The following is a 17833-nucleotide window of genomic DNA, read 5'->3' as shown; positions in this document are numbered from 1 at the left end:
GATCGTAAAAAACTACACAGGTACAAATAAACCGCCATACACATAAGCAAAGTGCAATAGGGTTCGAGAACGTTAATCAGAATCCCAAGCTATCTAACAGATCATCAACCTGGTCTTGATTCGATACGATTCCTGCAGCACTCTTATCGACTTGAGGTCCATTAAGCAAACCGTCACTCTCACGTCTGGCTGGACTCTGTTTTTCCGGGATATTTTCCAGTAATACCATCAATAACTGTTTTTCAATCTCCTGAACAACGTCCATCATACGCTTGATAACCTGCCCCGTCAGATCCTGGAAATCCTGAGCCATCATGATTTCCAACAATTGCGCATTAGTAAACGACGTATGCTCTGGTACATCCTGCAGATAATTACGCGTATCAGTAACCAATTCACGTGCATCTGCCAGCTCTATCGGGTTTTCAAACCATTGATCCCAACGAACTTTCAAAGATTTGGCATCAGTTTCCAACTGATTCTGATGTGGTTGTGCTGCATCAACACAGTTTAAAGCACGTTCAGCCGCCTGTGCCGTCATTTGCACAACGTAATCAAGACGATCTCGAGCATCGGGAATAGCTTCCGCGGCTTCCGCAATTGCGTGATCCAGCCCGAGTTCTTTCAGGCTATCGCGTAACATACGCGTTAACTGCCCAATACGAGAAATGATCTCTGTGGCTGATGCATTATCGTTAATGGGCATCGGATGTGACTTCATAGCATCTCCTTACATACCCAGTTTTTCGAAAATTTTACTCAGCTTTTCTTCCAACGTAGCAGCAGTAAATGGTTTAACTACATAACCGCTAGCACCGGCCTGTGCCGCAGCAATGATATTTTCTTTCTTGGCCTCAGCGGTTACCATCAATACTGGTAGTTTGGAAAGGGCAGCATCAGCACGAATGGTTTTTAGCAGTTCTAACCCATCGATGTTGGGCATATTCCAGTCAGAAATGACAAAGTCAAAACCACCAGAACGCAACTTATTAAGTGCGTCAGAGCCGTCTTCTGCTTCTTCCACATTATTGAAGCCCAGCTCTTTTAGTAGATTTCGAACAATACGCCGCATTGTTGAAAAATCATCGACTACTAAAAATCTGAGTTCTTTATCAGCCATACCTACTCCTAATTTTATTGCTCACCCGGAGCTGCTATATACGTAACGCCTGTCCGGCGGAAATTTGTGCCAGCATTCGCTGGCTCACCTGGTGCAAATCCACCACTTCATCAACACCACCGAGAGCAATAGCCTCGCGAGGCATACCAAACACAACACAACTTGCCTCATTTTGAGCCAAGGTATAGGCTCCTGCCTGGTGAAGCTCTAGTAAACCAGCCGCACCATCATTTCCCATGCCAGTCAGGATAACGCCCACTGCGTTTCTTCCTGCATACTGTGCTACAGAACGAAATAATACATCAACTGATGGGCGATGCCGATTGACTGGTGGGCCATCATGCAATTTCACCTGATAATTCGCGCCACTTCGCGCTAACTCAAGATGTCTGGCACCTGGTGCAATATAGGCATGACCAGGCAGAACACGTTCACCATCTTCAGCTTCCTTAACCGTTATCTGGCACAATTTATTCAGACGTTCGGCGAAAGACTTAGTGAACCCCGGTGGCATATGCTGCGTGATCAACAAAGCTGGGCTAGTTGGAGGTAACGGCTGCAATACATGACGAATTGCTTCTGTTCCTCCTGTAGAAGCCCCGATTGCGATCAATTTTTCACTACTGAGCAATGGCATGCTGGGGATCATTACTGTTGGTATATTATTAGCATTACGCTGAGGTAACCTGGCTTTGGCTGCCATGCGAATTTTTTCCGCAATCAGCTCGCTATAAGCCAGCATACCTTCACGAATACCCAACTGCGGTTTAGTAACAAAATCTATTGCCCCTAGTTCCAATGCACGTAACGTAATTTCAGAACCTTTCCCCGTCAATGACGACACCATGACTACGGGCATTGGACGAAGACGCATCAGTTTTTCCAGAAAATCCAAACCATCCATACGCGGCATTTCAACATCAAGCGTTAATACTTGGGGATTGAATTTTTTAATCAAATCACGTGCAACCAATGGGTCTGGCGCGGTAGCAACGACTTCCATATCAGGATGGCTATTAATAATTTCAGTCATGATTTGACGCATCAGTGCAGAATCATCAACACATAATACTTTTATTTTGTTCATTATCTTTCCTTAGCCAGCCCATAGACAGTCTGCCCACGCAGGTAGAATTCTCGGCTGATTTGACTGAAATTTTCTGAATGTCCGGCAAATAACAGCCCGCCCGGTTTAAGCAGCGGAACAAAACGACGCAAGATGCGTTCCTGCGTCTCTTTATCAAAGTAAATCATAATATTGCGGCAAAATATGGCATCAAATGGTGCAGGGACAGGCCAATCTGGTGCCAACAAGTTAAGTTGTTGAAAATGCACCATGGAAGCTAATTCCGGACGGACGCGCACTAGCCCACTATGCGGACCGGTACCTCGTAAAAAAAAACGTTGTAACTGCTGAGGAGAAAGCGAACGCAACTCTTCCTGCCTATATATGCCAGCGGCGGCCTTTTCCAGGACCTGGGTGTCTATATCGCTGGCGCAGACCGGGCAACCACTAACTCGATCGCCTAACACTTCAGATAATGTCATGGCCAATGAATAGGGTTCCTCCCCTGTCGATGCTGCCGTACTCCAGACAGTATATCCATTAGGTCGTTTTCGAGCGTGTTCTGCCAGAATAGGGAAATGATGTGCTTCACGGAAAAAAGCCGTCAGATTAGTCGTCAATGCGTTGATAAATGCCTGCCATTCCGCACTGTTGAGATCTGACTCTAATAACGCCAGATACTGACCAAAATCAGTTATTCCTAACAGTCGCAAGCGACGAACGAGACGGTTATAAACCATTTCCCGTTTGTGATCGGCCAGCACAATACCAGCTCGCTGATAAATAAGCTGACTGATACGCCGAAAATGCGCATCAGACAGAGGTAACCGTTCAACCATCTGCGTCAAAATGGACGCAGAACCAGTACGATTTGGCGATGGTATATTTTTCATATCTAACCGCCCGAAAATGGATAGGTTATTTTATTGTTGTCCAATCAGGACGTTCCTCACATCAACTGCAGGTTTGTACTTTCATTTGTCAGACATCCATCCTTTCGGGAGCACCTATTACCCACTCAATACCGACGCTGTACATCGAAAAAACGAAGTAATCCATTAATGAGATCTCTCTAACGCCATTCACTATACTGCCGGTCGTCTCGACTCAATCTACATCAAACCTCATACGAATTTTATTGTGGGAAAAGCCGCAATCTACCCAGATAAACGACCACCACAATCAGGTTAAAATATCCACGTACTATCTCCATCGGCTGTAATAACGCTTTCTTTAGCTAAATTGGAGTAATTATTGTGGTAAAAAGATAAAATATAACGATGATCGCAATAGCCAAGTCTCCAGGATTACTCACAACAAAAATGGCTTGTTGGAATAAATAATCAGCTAAACACATAGCCACTTCACATCAGACATAAGCCAGCTTTACACCAGCTTATGTCTATCAATTATTTTAGAATGTTTCCCAGTTATCAGTCGTCTGGCTTGCTTTGGCTTTTTTACCGGTTTCTACGGATGCCGTCAGCAGTGTGGCCGTTTCTGGTACAGTTGCTTGGCCTGTTGATCGAAAATTGTCATTTTCTCTAGGTAACTGAAAAACTGCCACAGCCTGATTCAAGGCACGAACCTGCTCTTCTAGAGCAACGGCAGCCGACGCAGACTCCTCAACCAACGCTGAGTTTTGCTGAGTTACCTGATCCATTTCCGTTACTGCCTGACCCACCTGTTCAATACCTTTGCTTTGCTCATCAGATGCGGAAGCAATTTCTCCCATGATGTCAGTTACCCGAGTCACCGCGCCCACAATCTCGGCCATTGTTTCACCGGCACTTTCCACCAGAACAGATCCTTCATCAACCCGATTAACTGAGTCGTCAATCAAAGTCTTAATCTCTTTTGCTGCCTGAGCACTACGTTGCGCCAAATTACGCACTTCTCCGGCCACGACAGCAAATCCGCGTCCTTGCTCGCCAGCTCGGGCTGCTTCTACTGCCGCATTGAGGGCCAGAATATTTGTCTGGAAAGCGATGCCATCAATTACACTCGTTATATCGGCAATCTTTTGGGAACTTCCAGCAATGTTATGCATTGTCGTCACAACATTATCGACAACCTTACCGCCTTTCTGTGCAGTTTCCGATGCACTTAAAGCAAGCTGACTAGCCTGGCGTGCATTTTCAGCATTCTGTTTAACTGTCGCAGTCAACTGTTCCATACTGGCCGCAGTTTCCTCAAGCGAGGCTGCCTGCTGCTCTGTCCGGGAAGACAAATCATTATTACCGGCACTGATTTCGGTGGCGCCAGTATAAATTGCTTCACTCCCTTGGCGGACAGCGCTTACTGTCGTGATAAATTCATTTTGCATATGCCGCAAGCTATCTGCCAGCATACCCATTTCATTAGTGCCGTTAAAATCAATCCGCTGAGTTAGATCACCTTTGGCCATGTGACGAATATGTTCAACGAGGTTATATAATGGACGGATCAAGGTTCTATTGATACCCAACCAGACAACGACTACAGCAATAATCACAATAGTAATAATCGTTCCCAGAATCCAAAGTGCAGAAGAATAAGCTGCATTATTTTCTGCTATGGCAATACTGTTGATTTTATCGTAGGACTCTTTATACGAATAATAAGCTTTTTCAAAACGGTCTTGATAGCCTTGTGTTGGCTGTTCAAAAAACTCTTTTAATTGAGCAGTGGAAATAAACTGGATTAACTCTGTTAAAGCAGCATTTAATTCATCGTAATTACTCTTGATAGATTTGGCAACCTGGCTGTCTTCTTTGTCTAAATAAGGAATATTTTCATAGTTAGCATAATGAGCATTAGCTGTCATTAATTGTTTTTTTGCCAGTTCAATCAAATCTTTGGTAGTCGCGCCGCCAGTAACGTTACCGGATGACTCCATTGCAAATCGGGTACCTGCGCGATTCAGCGTATTACGAGTTTGTAACAAATAAGACCATGTTGCATCTAGTTCTGATTTTTGCTGATTAATAATTCGCGTGCTACTAAATATTTCCCGATCTGCTTTTAATGAATTAAAAAATAAACTACCTGATATAATCTGTAATATACAAAATAACCCTAGTACAATAATAAGACTAGTAACTACTTTTATACGAGTAAACATATTGAGCCTTTTCTATACACCTATTACCGATATTAACGGCATTCATTAAGATATATTTATTGACTTCCAATTTATGGGAAAGTGTAGTAAGAATAGTTTGGACCACGCAATAGGTGGTCCAAATCAATAGTGGTTAATCAAACTTTCATAACACTATCTACCAACGCCATTTCTTCACTGCTAAGCAGTTTTTCAATATCAACCAGTATCAGCATCCTTTCGCCCAGAGATCCCAATCCGGTCAAATATTCAGTCGACAGGGTTACTGCAAACTCCGGTGCAGGACGAATCTGATCAGCTGTTAATGACAACACGTCAGAAACACCATCAACAACAATCCCTACAACACGCTGACCCAAATTCAGGACAATAACAACGGTGTTATCGTCATAATCCACTTCTTGTTGCGCAAATTTAATACGTAAGTCAACAATTGGGACAATAACACCACGGAGATTCGTTACACCTTTAATAAAGGCCGGTGTGTTGGCAATACGGGTTACTTGGTCATAACCACGAATTTCCTGCACTTTTAAAATATCAACGCCGTACTCTTCGTCACCAAGCGTAAAGATCAAGAACTCCTGTCCCACCGTTTCACCCGTTAGTTTTGTGACGTTTGCAAGTCCAGTCATGTTTATCACCTTTAATCAATAACCGTTATTTTGTTGTTAAGCAGCGGTTTCAACCACACGCTTTTCCCGATAAAGCGCCTGTAACGCTGAAACATCAACAATTAGCGCGACACTACCATCACCTAAAATAGTAGCGGCTGAAACTCCTGGCACCTTGCGATAATTACTTTCCAGGTTTTTCACGACAACTTGATGCTGTCCGATTAATTGGTCGACCAACAAAGCATAACGACGGCCAGCACTTTGCAGGATTACAACGATCCCTTGTGTTGCATCCGTTTTAGCCTCGGCAACATCAAAGACTTGGTAAAGCTCAATTAATGGCAGGTATTCACCACGAACCTGCAGCACTCTTTCTCCCCCCGCCAAAGGATATAAATCTTCAGACTGGGGTTGTAGAGATTCCATTACTGCATTGAGTGGCAGAATGAAAACCTCACCGCTAACCTTAACCGACATACCATCCAAAATGGCCAATGTAAGTGGTAGCAAGATACGTATCGTAGTACCCTTTCCTTTCTGAAAATGGATTTCAACATGTCCCCCCATTTCCTGGATGTTACGTTTCACAACATCCATCCCGACACCACGGCCAGAAACATCCGTAACCTTTTCTGCTGTTGAAAACCCAGGTGCGAAGATCAGCATACCGACTTCCTCATCAGTCATGCTTTCGCTAACCGCCATTTTCTGAGAAAGCGCCTTAGCCAATATTTTCTCTCGGTTTAACCCGGCACCATCGTCAACAACCTCAATACAGATGCTTCCGCCCTGATGCTCCGCAGACAGCGTTAGGTTCCCTACAGCCGGTTTACCCGCAGCAATACGGCTTTCTGGTGATTCAATGCCATGGTCCAAGCTATTACGAACAAGATGCGTCAACGGATCAATAATGCGTTCAATCAAGCTTTTATCGAGCTCAGTTGAACTCCCGGACAGCGTCAATTCCACTTCTTTCCCCAACTTCGCAGCCAAATCACGAACCAGACGAGGGAATCGGCTAAACACATATTCCATCGGCATCATCCGGATGGACATCACTGACTCTTGCAAATCACGTGCATTCCTTTCCAACTGTCCCATGCTGTTAAGCAAATCACCATGAGCAACAGGATCCAGTTCTGTTGAACGTTGAGCCAACATTGATTGTGTAATCACCAGTTCACCAACCAGGTTAATCAGTTGATCAACTTTTTCGACAGCGACACGAATACTGGTGTCACCCGCTTTCATCCGGCCCTTGGCTGCTTCATTAACTTTTGCCGCAACTGTTGCAGTTGCAGGTACTGCAGTAGCGGGTTTACTTGGTGTTATCGGGGCGCTCTCTGCTGGTACCGTTGGATTATCAACCTGCGACTGAACTACAGGTGCCGCCGCCGCAGCCTCGTCCACGGGTTTAAAGTTGATTTGCTCTGGTTCAAGAACAAAACAAAGCACTGCGCTAATGTCATCTTTATCAGTGGATGTGGATAATGTAACTTCAATACTGCTATCTGTTTGGTGAGAATCTTTTACGGTGCCAAGATTACTCAATTCTTCAAGCAGTTGGGGAATTTCCTGCTCTTTAAGATCGGTCAGTACAATATGTAATTCATTTTGTCCGCCATCAGAGGCCGACGCTGAAGCAGTAGAAACTACTGAACCTGTTTCAGGTGAAGTAGCAGAAACAGATTCACTTTGCTCTTTAGATTCCAGAGCGAGTTGACGCAGGGCCTGACAAATGTATTCCAAGCTTTCAACATTGGGTTCCTGCGCAGTTTTATAAGCATCCAACTGATCCTGCATAATATCTTTGGTTTCCAAAAACAGGTTGATGATATCGGTGCTCAATTGCATTTCACCGCGTCTGGCACCATCCAACAGGTTTTCCAACAGATGAGTGGTTTCCTGTAATGCCGTAAAACCAAAAGTTCCTGCGCCACCTTTGATTGAGTGAGCAGCACGGAATATTGCGTTCATCTGCTCGGTATCAGGTGCTAACGGATCAATCAACAATAAATGTTGTTCCATGTCCGCCAACAATTCGTCTGCTTCATCAAAAAATGTTTGATAAAAAGCGCTCATATCCATGCTCACGTGGGTCACCTCTGCTGTGAATCGCGGCCTATTGATGAAGGTGTCGCCTGGCTATCGGGTGCAGCAGGTAGTTTTGTAGTCGGCTGCTGACGGCCCGTTGCCGGTGCTTTATTTTTCCCAGATACTTCAGTCGTACCAGATGCAGGCATATCATTGGCTATGGGCCTAGGCAAAACTGCACCACTATTACTATTCTCGGCAGGTTGGGTCACAGGTTTAGCATTATCCAACCCCATACTTTGTAAATTTTCTATTTTATCTATGCTGACTGCGTTGTCTTCGGAATTTTCATGCTCAATCTTTTCCTGAGCCTGCTTGTTCAGCACTAATAAACTAATGCGACGATTAATAGCATCATTGCCATTCTGCGCTTGCTTCAAATTCATCGTGGCCGCCATGCCGACAACGCGCAAAACTTTCCCTTCAGAAAGCCCACCTGCTATCAACTCTCGACGAGATGCATTTGCACGATCGGCTGATAATTCCCAGTTGCTATAACCGCGCTCACCCGTTACATATTGCGTATCATCAGTATGTCCAGAGAGACTGATTTTATTAGGAATATCATTCAGAATTGGCGCTATGGCCCGCAAAATATCACTCATGTAAGGCTCTACTTGAGCACTGCCTGTTTTAAACATAGGGCGATTTTGACTATCAATAATCTGAATACGCAATCCCTGATCAACCATTTCGATCAGCAAATGTGGACGTAATGCTTTCAGTCGCGGATCAGTATCAATCAATTGATCCAGACGCTCACGCAGCTTATTCAGCCTTATCTCCTCTAGCTTCCCATCCATAGTATCTATCTGCTTTCTCATTTCCCCTTCTTGCTGAGTCGGATCGTCACCACCACCAGGAATAGGACTCGTCGAGTCGCTCATTTTAGGACCGCTGGTGATAGCCACTTTTAAAGGGGTACGAAAATATTCTGCGATTTGAGCCAATTGAGATGGAGAAGAGATGGAGATGAGCCACATGACTAAAAATAGTGCCATCATGGCCGTCATGAAGTCAGCATAGGCAATCTTCCATGAACCTCCGTGATGAACTGCATGTCCAGATTTACGCTTTTTGCGAATAATGGGATGCTGATGTTTCATGCGTCATTTTCCGCTGCCTGCTGAGCCGGAGCTTTCACGCTACGAATATGCTCTTCCATTTCGCTGAAAGAAGGCCGAACGGTGGAATACAATGTTTTACGTCCAAATTCAACGGCTATCTGTGGTGCATAACCATTAAGATTCGATAGCAGGGTCACTTTGATACACTGCAATACTTTTATCTTTTCGGCATTCTTCTGGCGCAGTAAAGAGGCCAACGGGGATACAAAACCATATGCCAGCAAAATCCCTAAAAAGGTCCCGACCATGGCATGTGCGATCATCATGCCTAATTCCGCGGCTGGACGGTCTACATAAGCAAGAGAATGTACAACCCCCATAACTGCGGCAACAATACCAAATGCCGGCAAAGCATCACCTATTAAATTCAAGCTGTTGGCAGGGACCTCGATTTCGTGCTCGACCGTTTCTATCTCTTCATCCATCAATGTTTCAATTTCAAACGCATTCATATTGCCACTAACCATCAATCGTAGATAATCAGTAACAAATTCAACAATATAAGCGTCTGCCAGAATACGGGGATAACTAGAAAAAATCTCACTATCTTGCGGATTATCAATATCAAACTCTAAAGAAAGCATGCCCTGCTGACGGGATTTTGCCATTAGGCGAAAGAGCACGGCCATGAGATCCATGTATATCGACTTGGTATATTTAGTACCAAGAAACAACAACGGTAAACAGCGACCAGTTGCTTTAATTGCTTTACCGTTATTGCCAACAATGAATGCACCTATAGCCGAACCAGCAATAATCAACAACTCAGATGGCTGATAAAGTGCACCTAATTCCCCACCAACGATCAGATAACCACCCAATATGGAGCCTATGATGACAATATAACCCAATATAACCAGCACAAGAATTCCTTATAATCAAGAGGTCGTATGGATGAGTTATAACGCAATTTTTGCCAGGAACTTACTTGAGGATAGACCTGTCACTCCTTACCCAGGAAAATGACAGGTTTACAAATCGCAACCAGGCTCAGACTGCGTGTTTTACTTGTTCATCCAGCAGTTGAGGTATGATATCGGCAACATTCAGCGAAAGTTTACGTCTTTTTACCGCTCGGGATGGGGGTTGACACAAACTGCAGACAAATCCATTTTTGGGCTGATGGGCGTGGGTAATAAACAGACCGCTACAACAATTACAGGAAGATAATTGAAGCATTCCGCTGTCAACAAAACGAACTAACGTCCATGCTCGGGTCAATGCTAACAAAGGAGCTTCGCTTTGGGGTGAACATTGTTCAAGATAAAGACGATAAGCCTTAATTACCGCTTCAACACCGCTACACCTTCCATTTTTCAGTAAGAAAATATAGGCATTATAAAACATGGAGGAATGAATATTTTGCTCCCATGTCATAAACCAATCGGTTGAAAAAGGCAACATCCCTTTAGGGGGAGGATTTCCTTTTAGCTCCTTATATAACTTGATCAAGCGCCCACGGCTTAACTGCGTTTCACTTTCGAGCATCTGCAGGCGAGCACCAAGAGAAATGAGCTCCATCGCCAGTTGGATGTCCTTAGCTTCTTGAACAATACTTTTTTCCACCATTATTATTACGCCCTTTTTTTAGGCAAATTTTCTTCTTTTGAAGAAAATTGTTGTAACAACTGACTCGACAATAGAATACCTGTATGTATCTGCTGTAAATCATCTACACGGGATTCTTGTGTCAATAGTTTAATAGTATTGTGATCATCAAAGCGGAAATGGCATATCAACTGATTAGTTTCAGCTAATTTCACCATCTGTGGCAAGGTAAGTTGCATCAACGCATTAGCCATTTCTTCATTAATACCAAGGCGAAACATGGCCGATGCCTTTTCATCGTTAATTAAACGTTGCGCAAGTAACAAATAAGACAAATTTATGTCATAAATATGCTTAAGTAACTCAGAAGTACCCATAATCTCATCCCGGCAAGCTATGTTTAAACATAAATTAGATGATGTGTATATCATCCAGTTCAATAAATACTCTCCATAGGTGGCATGAAAACTATCGGTGCCAAATGAAATTTATAATTTTAAAATATTTTATTATGACAAAGACAGCAGCACTGTCCTTAAAGCACATCAGATTCCCTTTGCCCATAACACCAACCCATCCTTTGCTGACAATCATCCTGACACATGGAGCATAAGAATAATCTTAATTCCTGTTTACTCTACCGCCTAAGCCGTAGCACATACAACGCGATAGTACATGAAATTTGACAAAAACGTGATCTAGATCACAAAAATTAAGGGGTTAGTCCTAATTATTTCCTTTTTTATAATTAATACCTATTTTCTTGCATACGAAATAACCACAATTACACACGGCCTCATCAAAACAGACTCTATTATTGATCAATTAAATTTAACGGATTGATTTATAAAATAAAAAAAACAAACCACTTATCAATTACGAAGATTAAATATAAGATCACGGGGTTTTTCATCCATAATAATTCAGATCATCACTTCAGTTACTATTACATCATCTTTTAAAAACACTGACCCAATGTCCCTGACATGTCTGATTCTAGTATTTTACCCCAAACCGGGTTATTTTGTGGATAGGATAGAATAAAATCAGCAGAATAAGAGAATATTTCATTTAAAACTCCAGAATTTTTGTTAAAAATAGGATAAATAGGAAACAAGGACACAAAACATTGACCATATGTAAAATATAAAAAAACGAACCCACATTAACCTCGAAAATATTTAACTTGACTTTAACGTTTTTATTCTGATGCCTACTGCAAAGGTAATTTGAGATAATAATATTAATTATCTATTAGCAGCATGTTCCTCCCTGACAGTTTCCTAAAGTCTATACTCGTCTCACGGCCATTTTGTCCACAGTTATGCTCATGTCCACATTTTATTTCTACAAGTACCTTCATCTGTATTTTATAGACTTCTGGTTATGTAAACGGCCATAACTTAAAATGTTAGTCATTAAATAATGATGTACTAGCAGGTATAAATATCATTTTATTCATATAATCAAATGATTAATATGATGAATAATTAATCGCCATCTTTCCCATCCCTCTTTTCAGACGGCAAAATCGTGATCAGCGTCGCATTGATGTACATTAATGTTTCCCACTAGATACTCATTATCTTTTATATTGGTTCTAGAAAAGTCGAGCCGTTAACACAACCGATTTTTTAGCAAAAACGCCCACACTACCAGTGAGTAGTAAGGTGAGTCACCATTACTTCCCTTTGAAAATGAGCAAATGGATATGAAAATGATATCAAAATCAGAACAACAGGGTAAAATTGGAACGATGAATAACCTCCGTTTAGTGCCTTTATTCGTCATTATTCTGGGCGGCATCATGCTACTGTTTGCATTGTCTATCGGGGTATCCAGTTATTTTCTGGTACGCAGCAACCAAACTCTGGATTACGTAACACAAGAAATTGATGTTCGCTTAGGCATCTCTAACAGTTCTAATAACCTGCGCACCGCCCGCTTATTACTTATTCAGGCTGCCGCGGCAGTCCGTGTTGGTGACACTAAAGTTTATAATGATAATTTGCAGCAGGCCGAAAGCCGCATTGCGCAATCCAAACGTGCTTATCAGGTTTATGAGAACCGTAGAATTAAAACCGCAACGGATATCGCTTTCGATCCAGCACTAAAAAAAGCTTACAACGCTTATATTGAACAAGGCATCATGCCAACGTTACAAGCTGCCAAAGATGGCTACTTTGAAGAAGTCCTTTCACATGAATCAGAAGAGAATCGTGTTCTAGATGCCGCATACAATAAACCACTGTTGCAAGCTGTTGCCTATCGAACCGAACGAGCCAAGGCGCTGAATGCAAAAGCACAAAAAGACGCGCTCTTGGGATATAGCTTGATGGGTGTCAGTTTTATCATTGCAGCAATCATGACAACTATCACGTTCTTGTTACTGAAAAGCGTGCTGATTAAACCGATGAATCAACTGGTGAGTCGCATCCAGCGTATTGCTCAAGGCGATCTCACCCAGCCAGATGAAAACTATGGTCATAACGAAATTGGGATACTCGGCTCAAATGTCCAGCAAATGCAGGCAGCGTTAGTTCACACTGTATCTACCGTCCGGGAAAGCGCTGATTCCATTTATCAGGGTTCAATAGAAATTACCGCTGGGAACACTGACTTATCCTCCCGCACGGAACAGCAGGCAGCGGCTATCGAGCAAACGGCAGCAAGCATGGAACAATTAACGGCCACGGTAAAACAGAACTCTGACAACGCACATAATGCCAGCCAACTAGCATCAAATGCCTCAGGTAAGGCCAGACAAGGCGGCGAAATTGTTGCCGGTGTTGTCAGTACCATGAATAATATTACCGGTAGCTCCAAAAAAATATCCGAAATCACTAATGTGATTAACAGTATCGCTTTTCAGACAAATATTCTGGCCCTCAATGCCGCAGTGGAAGCAGCCAGAGCCGGAGAACAAGGGCGTGGATTTGCTGTCGTGGCCGGAGAAGTGCGCAATCTGGCTCAGCGTAGTGCACAGGCTGCAAAAGAAATTGAAGGGTTGATTTCGGAATCGGTGTCATTAGTGAACAGCGGTTCAACTCTCGTCGATAAAGCCGGACAAACCATGCAAGAGATTGTCCATGCCGTGACCAACGTAACCGATATCATGAATGAGATTGCTTCAGCCTCTGATGAACAGAGTCGCGGCATTACACAAGTCGGGCAGGCTATCTCTGAAATGGATAGTGTGACACAACAAAACGCCGCCTTAGTTCAAGAAGCATCGGCTGCCGCAGCGTCTCTGGAAGAGCAGGCTGCCGTATTAACACGAGCTGTAGCCGCATTCAAATTATCTTCACGGCATTCTCAGGATTATGCTGCGACCCCAACAGTTCAGCCAATACTGGCAGCACAGTCCGCGTCAGCCTTAGCACTAACCAGACCATCCACCAAACCGGGTAGTGACAACTGGGAAACGTTCTAACAGCCACGATACCGGTATTAGCCTACGATTGCCCGATAAGGCGAGTACCGGTGTTATTTTTTAGTCAATATCCTTGGTTCGACAAAAACACTATCAGGGGTATTACTGTTAATTTCATTAAAAAACCAGATACCGGCAGGATAGTCCTTAAGAGAAACCAAATACATCGTTCCTTCCTGAAACACCTCCACTGCCAGAATAACGCCCTCTCGGCGAGCCTCTCCATCTGTTTTGACCGTGACTAAATCATTTATTTTCATAGTGAATCTCTTTTTCTTCTTCCGGTTTTAACGATGAACTAATTTTCAGTTTTTTAAGTCGGTGAATAAAAGGAATCACGACAGAATTTATTCACACAATAGCTCATCCAGATAGAGATAAATTTCGCATATACAATTTTGAAATAGCGTTTCATCCGAATTGACGTTTTATACTCTCTGGTAATCGCGAGCCCCACATGTACCGGTTATAATCGCCAATGTGAATAGTTTGTCAACCGTAGTAAACTCTTGGTATAGCCCCGCTGGCTATGATCTGCGCCAGTCTCATTCAGCGGTATCAATACGATACAGATGAGTACTCACTACTCTGAAGGTTCATTTTTACTCCCTGGTAAAGGCAGATAAAGAAGCCTAATCCGCTCATGGTTTACATGTTCAACCTATTACACACCGTTCTACATCCTGACTTGAAATCAGCACTGACAGCGCCTTTTCTGCCGCCATCTTTCTTCGATGAAAAATGCTGAACAGCGAGTTATGCGACACCCTGCGTCCATGAACATAGGTAGGCATGAATTTGAGTACAGTAAAGCACTTCATAGCAATATTGCAGAAAACAACCTGGTACAAAGAGCGTCACTCCAACCATGTCTTGTTTTACCGAGAAATAGTGCCTCTCGCCGTACCGATATTCATTGAAGGGCTGTGTGTCATATTGATGGGCATATTCAGCACCTTCCTGGTTAGCTGGCTGGGTAAAGAATCCATGGCTGCTGTTGGGTTAGCCGATAGCTTCAACATGTTGATCATCGCATTTTTTACTGCCGTAGCACTAGGAACCGCCGTTGTCGTCTCGTTCAGTTTGGGGAAACGTAATCGCAAACAAGCAAGGCTTGCTGCTCGACAATCAATTTCCCTGCTAGTACTCATTTCATTTCTGCTGGTTGGTTTTGTGGAGTTCGCTGGCGATACCATCATCAACCTCATTGCACATAATGCGGATGTGGCGGTCAAAGGCCTGGCACTGACTTTCTTGAGGCTTACCGTGTGGGGTTATCCCGCGGTGGCCATCACACTAGTTGGTTGTGGTGCGCTACGCGGAGCGGGTAATACCAAACTACCGATGTTCATTAATATCGGCATGAATATACTGAATATTCTACTTAGCAGTGTCTTGATTTACGGTATTTTATCCTGGAAGGGCATGGGATTTATCGGTGCGGGCATAGGGATTACCATTTCTCGCTATATCGGTGCCCTATTCGTCATTCTGACATTAATGAAAGGTTTCAATGGTGCTTTGCGTATTCCTTTTAAAGGGTATTTTACCCCCTTTACTCCGGCCATATTATACGAAGTACTTAGTATTGGAGTTCCTGCCAGTGTTGAGTCTGTGATGTTTAATGTAGGAAAATTGATCACCCAACGGTTTGTAGCCGGAATGGGCACAGAGGTGATTGCCGGGAATTTTATTGCCTTTTCTATCGTGTCATTAATTAATCTACCGGGGAATGCTCTGGGTTCTACCTCTACGATTATTGTTGGCACTCGATTAGGGAAAGGACAGATTATGCAACCCATCCGGCAGCTTAAATATATATTTTGGTTATCCAATATTGGTCTATGTACCCTAGCCCTACTGTCAGTACCCAGCGCCAGACTGCTGGCGTCATTTTACACTAACGAACCTGAAGTGATCAGCGTCGTTCAGCAACTGATCTGGCTAAACGCGCTGTTTATGCCAATCTGGGCCGCCTCATGGGTCCTGCCTGCCGGACTTAAAGGAGCAAAAGACGCCCGCTATACAATGTGGGTCGCTTTAGCGGGCATGTGGGGATGTCGGGTAATTGCCGGATATATTCTGGGCGTTATATTAGGTTTCGGTGTTGTCGGCATATGGATGGGAATGTTTTTTGATTGGATAGTACGCGGCATACTATTCTATCACCGCATGATCAGTGGCAAATGGTTATGGCGCTATCAACGTCCATTAGGGCAATAACAAACGCGACTTGCTATTTGATGATCAGACCTCACGTCGACAGCGACCATTAATATTAAATAGTGATTGTTCACAACTGGATTCTCTGTTGGTGAAATTTAAAACAGGTTAAGAACAGAAGATAGAATAAAAATAATGCACTATTTTTTAGATTTAAAACATTACACCCAATATATTTCGAATTGCAGAAAGGCGGCCAGTAAAGGAATTCCGATGAAATTACGCTGATAAGTCATTCAGGTAACAAATTTCTGCAAGGCGCAGATTTGGGCACTGTTTGCAGCGGCCCCAAAAAGGCGAGGTCCGGAAGATGGGCCGAGTAATTAAGCGCCGCCAACGCATCTGCGATCTGAAAGACGACATGTATTGACATATTTTTTAACCCATTACATTAGTTAATTAATTCAGTTCACAATGCTCTACAACATGGTAATCCCCTACTTATTAATTTGAATGATTCTTATTTCCATAAGATATTTTTTATTTGACCGACACTCAATTGTTATTAATACTGCTACGGCAAGAATTACCTGCCAGCCATGCTATTGACTTAATTAACAGGAGTGAGCAATGAAAAAAACGATGATGACAATCTGTTTAGCGTTATCTGTTTCAGCCACAATGCTGCCTTACACCAGCATTGCGGGAGTGAACAGTGAAATGCATTCTATGCAGAAAAATTACAGTGCCGCTTCTACTGCTACAGATGCGGCTACGCTCAAAGCTGATTTATTGAAGCTTAAAGAACATGCCAACAAAGCGAAAGCAGATCCTGGATTTACGAAAGATAAAGTCTTCAATGAAGGATTGACCAAGCTTATTAAACAAATTGACGATGCTATTGCATTAGTTGATGCAGGGAAATTAAAGGAAGCCAAGGTTGCCACTGCAAATATCAGAAAAATCCGAGATGAATATCATAGAAAGCTCGGTGTCTGAGTAAAAACTAAATTATCAAGGTTGTGATTATTTAAAAACATGGACCTTGTAAATAATTACTTATATATCCAATAGATTTCAAATTGTAGGAAAACGGCAACTGAGTGAATACCCAGGGGCATACGTCAATAAGTGGCTAGGGTAAAGGGGGACACACACACCTGCAGTTTGAAAGATGACGGGTATAACTGTCACAGAATTAAAGGTGATCGCTCAGATCGCTAAGAGCGGTCACCGAATTCAATAGTAGAAAGGGTCATTTTCCGCCGCCAATTCTGGATCGGCATGCTTCATTTTTTAATGTTGACTGAATCACCAGATAAATAACGTTACGCACTAAATAGTCCATCGGAAATATTTTATACGTCTTGATAGTCAAGAAGGCATGAAATTTGCCCCGTGAATAGACCGGCCTTTGCTGATTCGCCGGTAATTTTAATCCCAGGTATCGATACAACTGTCCAACGTCATCAGCATGGCCTCCTCTGTCGATGTCTGATCACCACTTTCAACCTGTGGTACCCTCTGTGAATAATGCTGTGGGCACGCACGGTTATTCCACA

General features: G+C 43.1%; 15 protein-coding genes. 3 read left to right on the top strand and 12 right to left on the bottom strand.

All coding sequences use genetic code 11. From position 1 onward, the window contains the following. Nucleotides 1-76: 76 nt before the first annotated feature. The 11 genes from cheZ to flhD form a co-directional block, all read right to left on the bottom strand. Nucleotides 77-721 carry a protein phosphatase CheZ gene (cheZ, locus tag RS889_RS08945; RefSeq protein WP_315710326.1) on the bottom strand — a complete coding sequence of 215 codons (645 nt, stop codon included), beginning with the start codon at nt 719-721 and terminating at the stop codon, nt 77-79. Between the two features lie 9 nt (nt 722-730). Beyond that, nucleotides 731-1120: a chemotaxis response regulator CheY gene (gene cheY, locus RS889_RS08940; protein WP_021016456.1), complete on the bottom strand. Its 390-nt coding sequence runs from the start codon at nt 1118-1120 to the stop codon at nt 731-733. 34 nt (nt 1121-1154) lie between these two features. After that, nucleotides 1155-2207 (bottom strand): protein-glutamate methylesterase/protein-glutamine glutaminase, encoded by a 1053-nt coding sequence (locus RS889_RS08935; RefSeq protein ID WP_021016457.1) that lies wholly within the window; start codon nt 2205-2207, stop codon nt 1155-1157. Beyond that, nucleotides 2207-3079, bottom strand: a complete 873-nt coding sequence (gene cheR, locus RS889_RS08930) for a protein-glutamate O-methyltransferase CheR (protein ID WP_315710325.1) — start codon at nt 3077-3079, stop codon at nt 2207-2209. Before cheR ends, RS889_RS08935 begins: the two co-directional genes overlap by 1 nt. Before the next feature lie 521 nt (nt 3080-3600). After that, nucleotides 3601-5289: a methyl-accepting chemotaxis protein gene (locus RS889_RS08925; protein WP_315710323.1), complete on the bottom strand. Its 1689-nt coding sequence runs from the start codon at nt 5287-5289 to the stop codon at nt 3601-3603. Nucleotides 5290-5426: 137 nt separating this feature from the next. Next, entirely contained in the window at nt 5427-5924 is a 498-nt protein-coding gene (gene cheW, locus RS889_RS08920) for a chemotaxis protein CheW (RefSeq protein WP_021016460.1), read from the bottom strand. 36 nt (nt 5925-5960) lie between these two features. After that, on the bottom strand, nt 5961-7994 hold the full coding sequence (gene cheA / locus RS889_RS08915) for a chemotaxis protein CheA (protein WP_315710958.1): 2034 nt from the start codon (nt 7992-7994) through the stop codon (nt 5961-5963). 11 nt (nt 7995-8005) lie between these two features. Further along, nucleotides 8006-9106 carry a flagellar motor protein MotB gene (gene motB, locus RS889_RS08910; RefSeq protein ID WP_021016462.1) on the bottom strand — a complete coding sequence of 367 codons (1101 nt, stop codon included), beginning with the start codon at nt 9104-9106 and terminating at the stop codon, nt 8006-8008. After that, the gene (gene motA / locus RS889_RS08905) at nt 9103-9990 is read right to left on the bottom strand and encodes a flagellar motor stator protein MotA (RefSeq protein ID WP_315710321.1); all 888 of its coding nucleotides are present in this window, start codon (nt 9988-9990) and stop codon (nt 9103-9105) included. Before motA ends, motB begins: the two co-directional genes overlap by 4 nt. Before the next feature lie 127 nt (nt 9991-10117). After that, on the bottom strand, nt 10118-10696 hold the full coding sequence (gene flhC / locus RS889_RS08900; protein WP_315710319.1) for a flagellar transcriptional regulator FlhC: 579 nt from the start codon (nt 10694-10696) through the stop codon (nt 10118-10120). A 5-nt stretch (nt 10697-10701) separates the two neighbouring features. Then, nucleotides 10702-11052 carry a flagellar transcriptional regulator FlhD gene (gene flhD, locus RS889_RS08895; protein ID WP_021016465.1) on the bottom strand — a complete coding sequence of 117 codons (351 nt, stop codon included), beginning with the start codon at nt 11050-11052 and terminating at the stop codon, nt 10702-10704. A 1328-nt stretch (nt 11053-12380) separates the two neighbouring features. On the opposite strand from flhD, the gene RS889_RS08890 reads away from it, so the two are divergent. After that, nucleotides 12381-14108, top strand: a complete 1728-nt coding sequence (locus RS889_RS08890; RefSeq protein WP_315710316.1) for a methyl-accepting chemotaxis protein — start codon at nt 12381-12383, stop codon at nt 14106-14108. Nucleotides 14109-14161: 53 nt separating this feature from the next. Here the strand turns inward: RS889_RS08890 and dsrB are convergent, their stop codons facing one another. Next, nucleotides 14162-14368 carry a protein DsrB gene (gene dsrB / locus RS889_RS08885; RefSeq protein WP_315710315.1) on the bottom strand — a complete coding sequence of 69 codons (207 nt, stop codon included), beginning with the start codon at nt 14366-14368 and terminating at the stop codon, nt 14162-14164. Between the two features lie 532 nt (nt 14369-14900). Here dsrB and RS889_RS08880 point away from each other — a divergent pair. Both RS889_RS08880 and RS889_RS08875 read left to right on the top strand, forming a co-directional pair. Further along, complete coding sequence (locus tag RS889_RS08880) at nt 14901-16331, top strand: EmmdR/YeeO family multidrug/toxin efflux MATE transporter (RefSeq protein WP_315710314.1); 1431 nt, start codon at nt 14901-14903, stop codon at nt 16329-16331. Nucleotides 16332-16901: 570 nt separating this feature from the next. Beyond that, nucleotides 16902-17270, top strand: a complete 369-nt coding sequence (locus RS889_RS08875; protein ID WP_021016469.1) for a cytochrome b562 — start codon at nt 16902-16904, stop codon at nt 17268-17270. Nucleotides 17271-17833: the final 563 nt, after the last annotated feature.

The sequence above is a fragment of the Brenneria uluponensis genome (assembly GCF_032395385.1).
GTDB lineage: Bacteria > Pseudomonadota > Gammaproteobacteria > Enterobacterales > Enterobacteriaceae > Prodigiosinella > Prodigiosinella aquatilis.
This window is presented reverse-complemented; position numbering and strand designations above follow the sequence as displayed.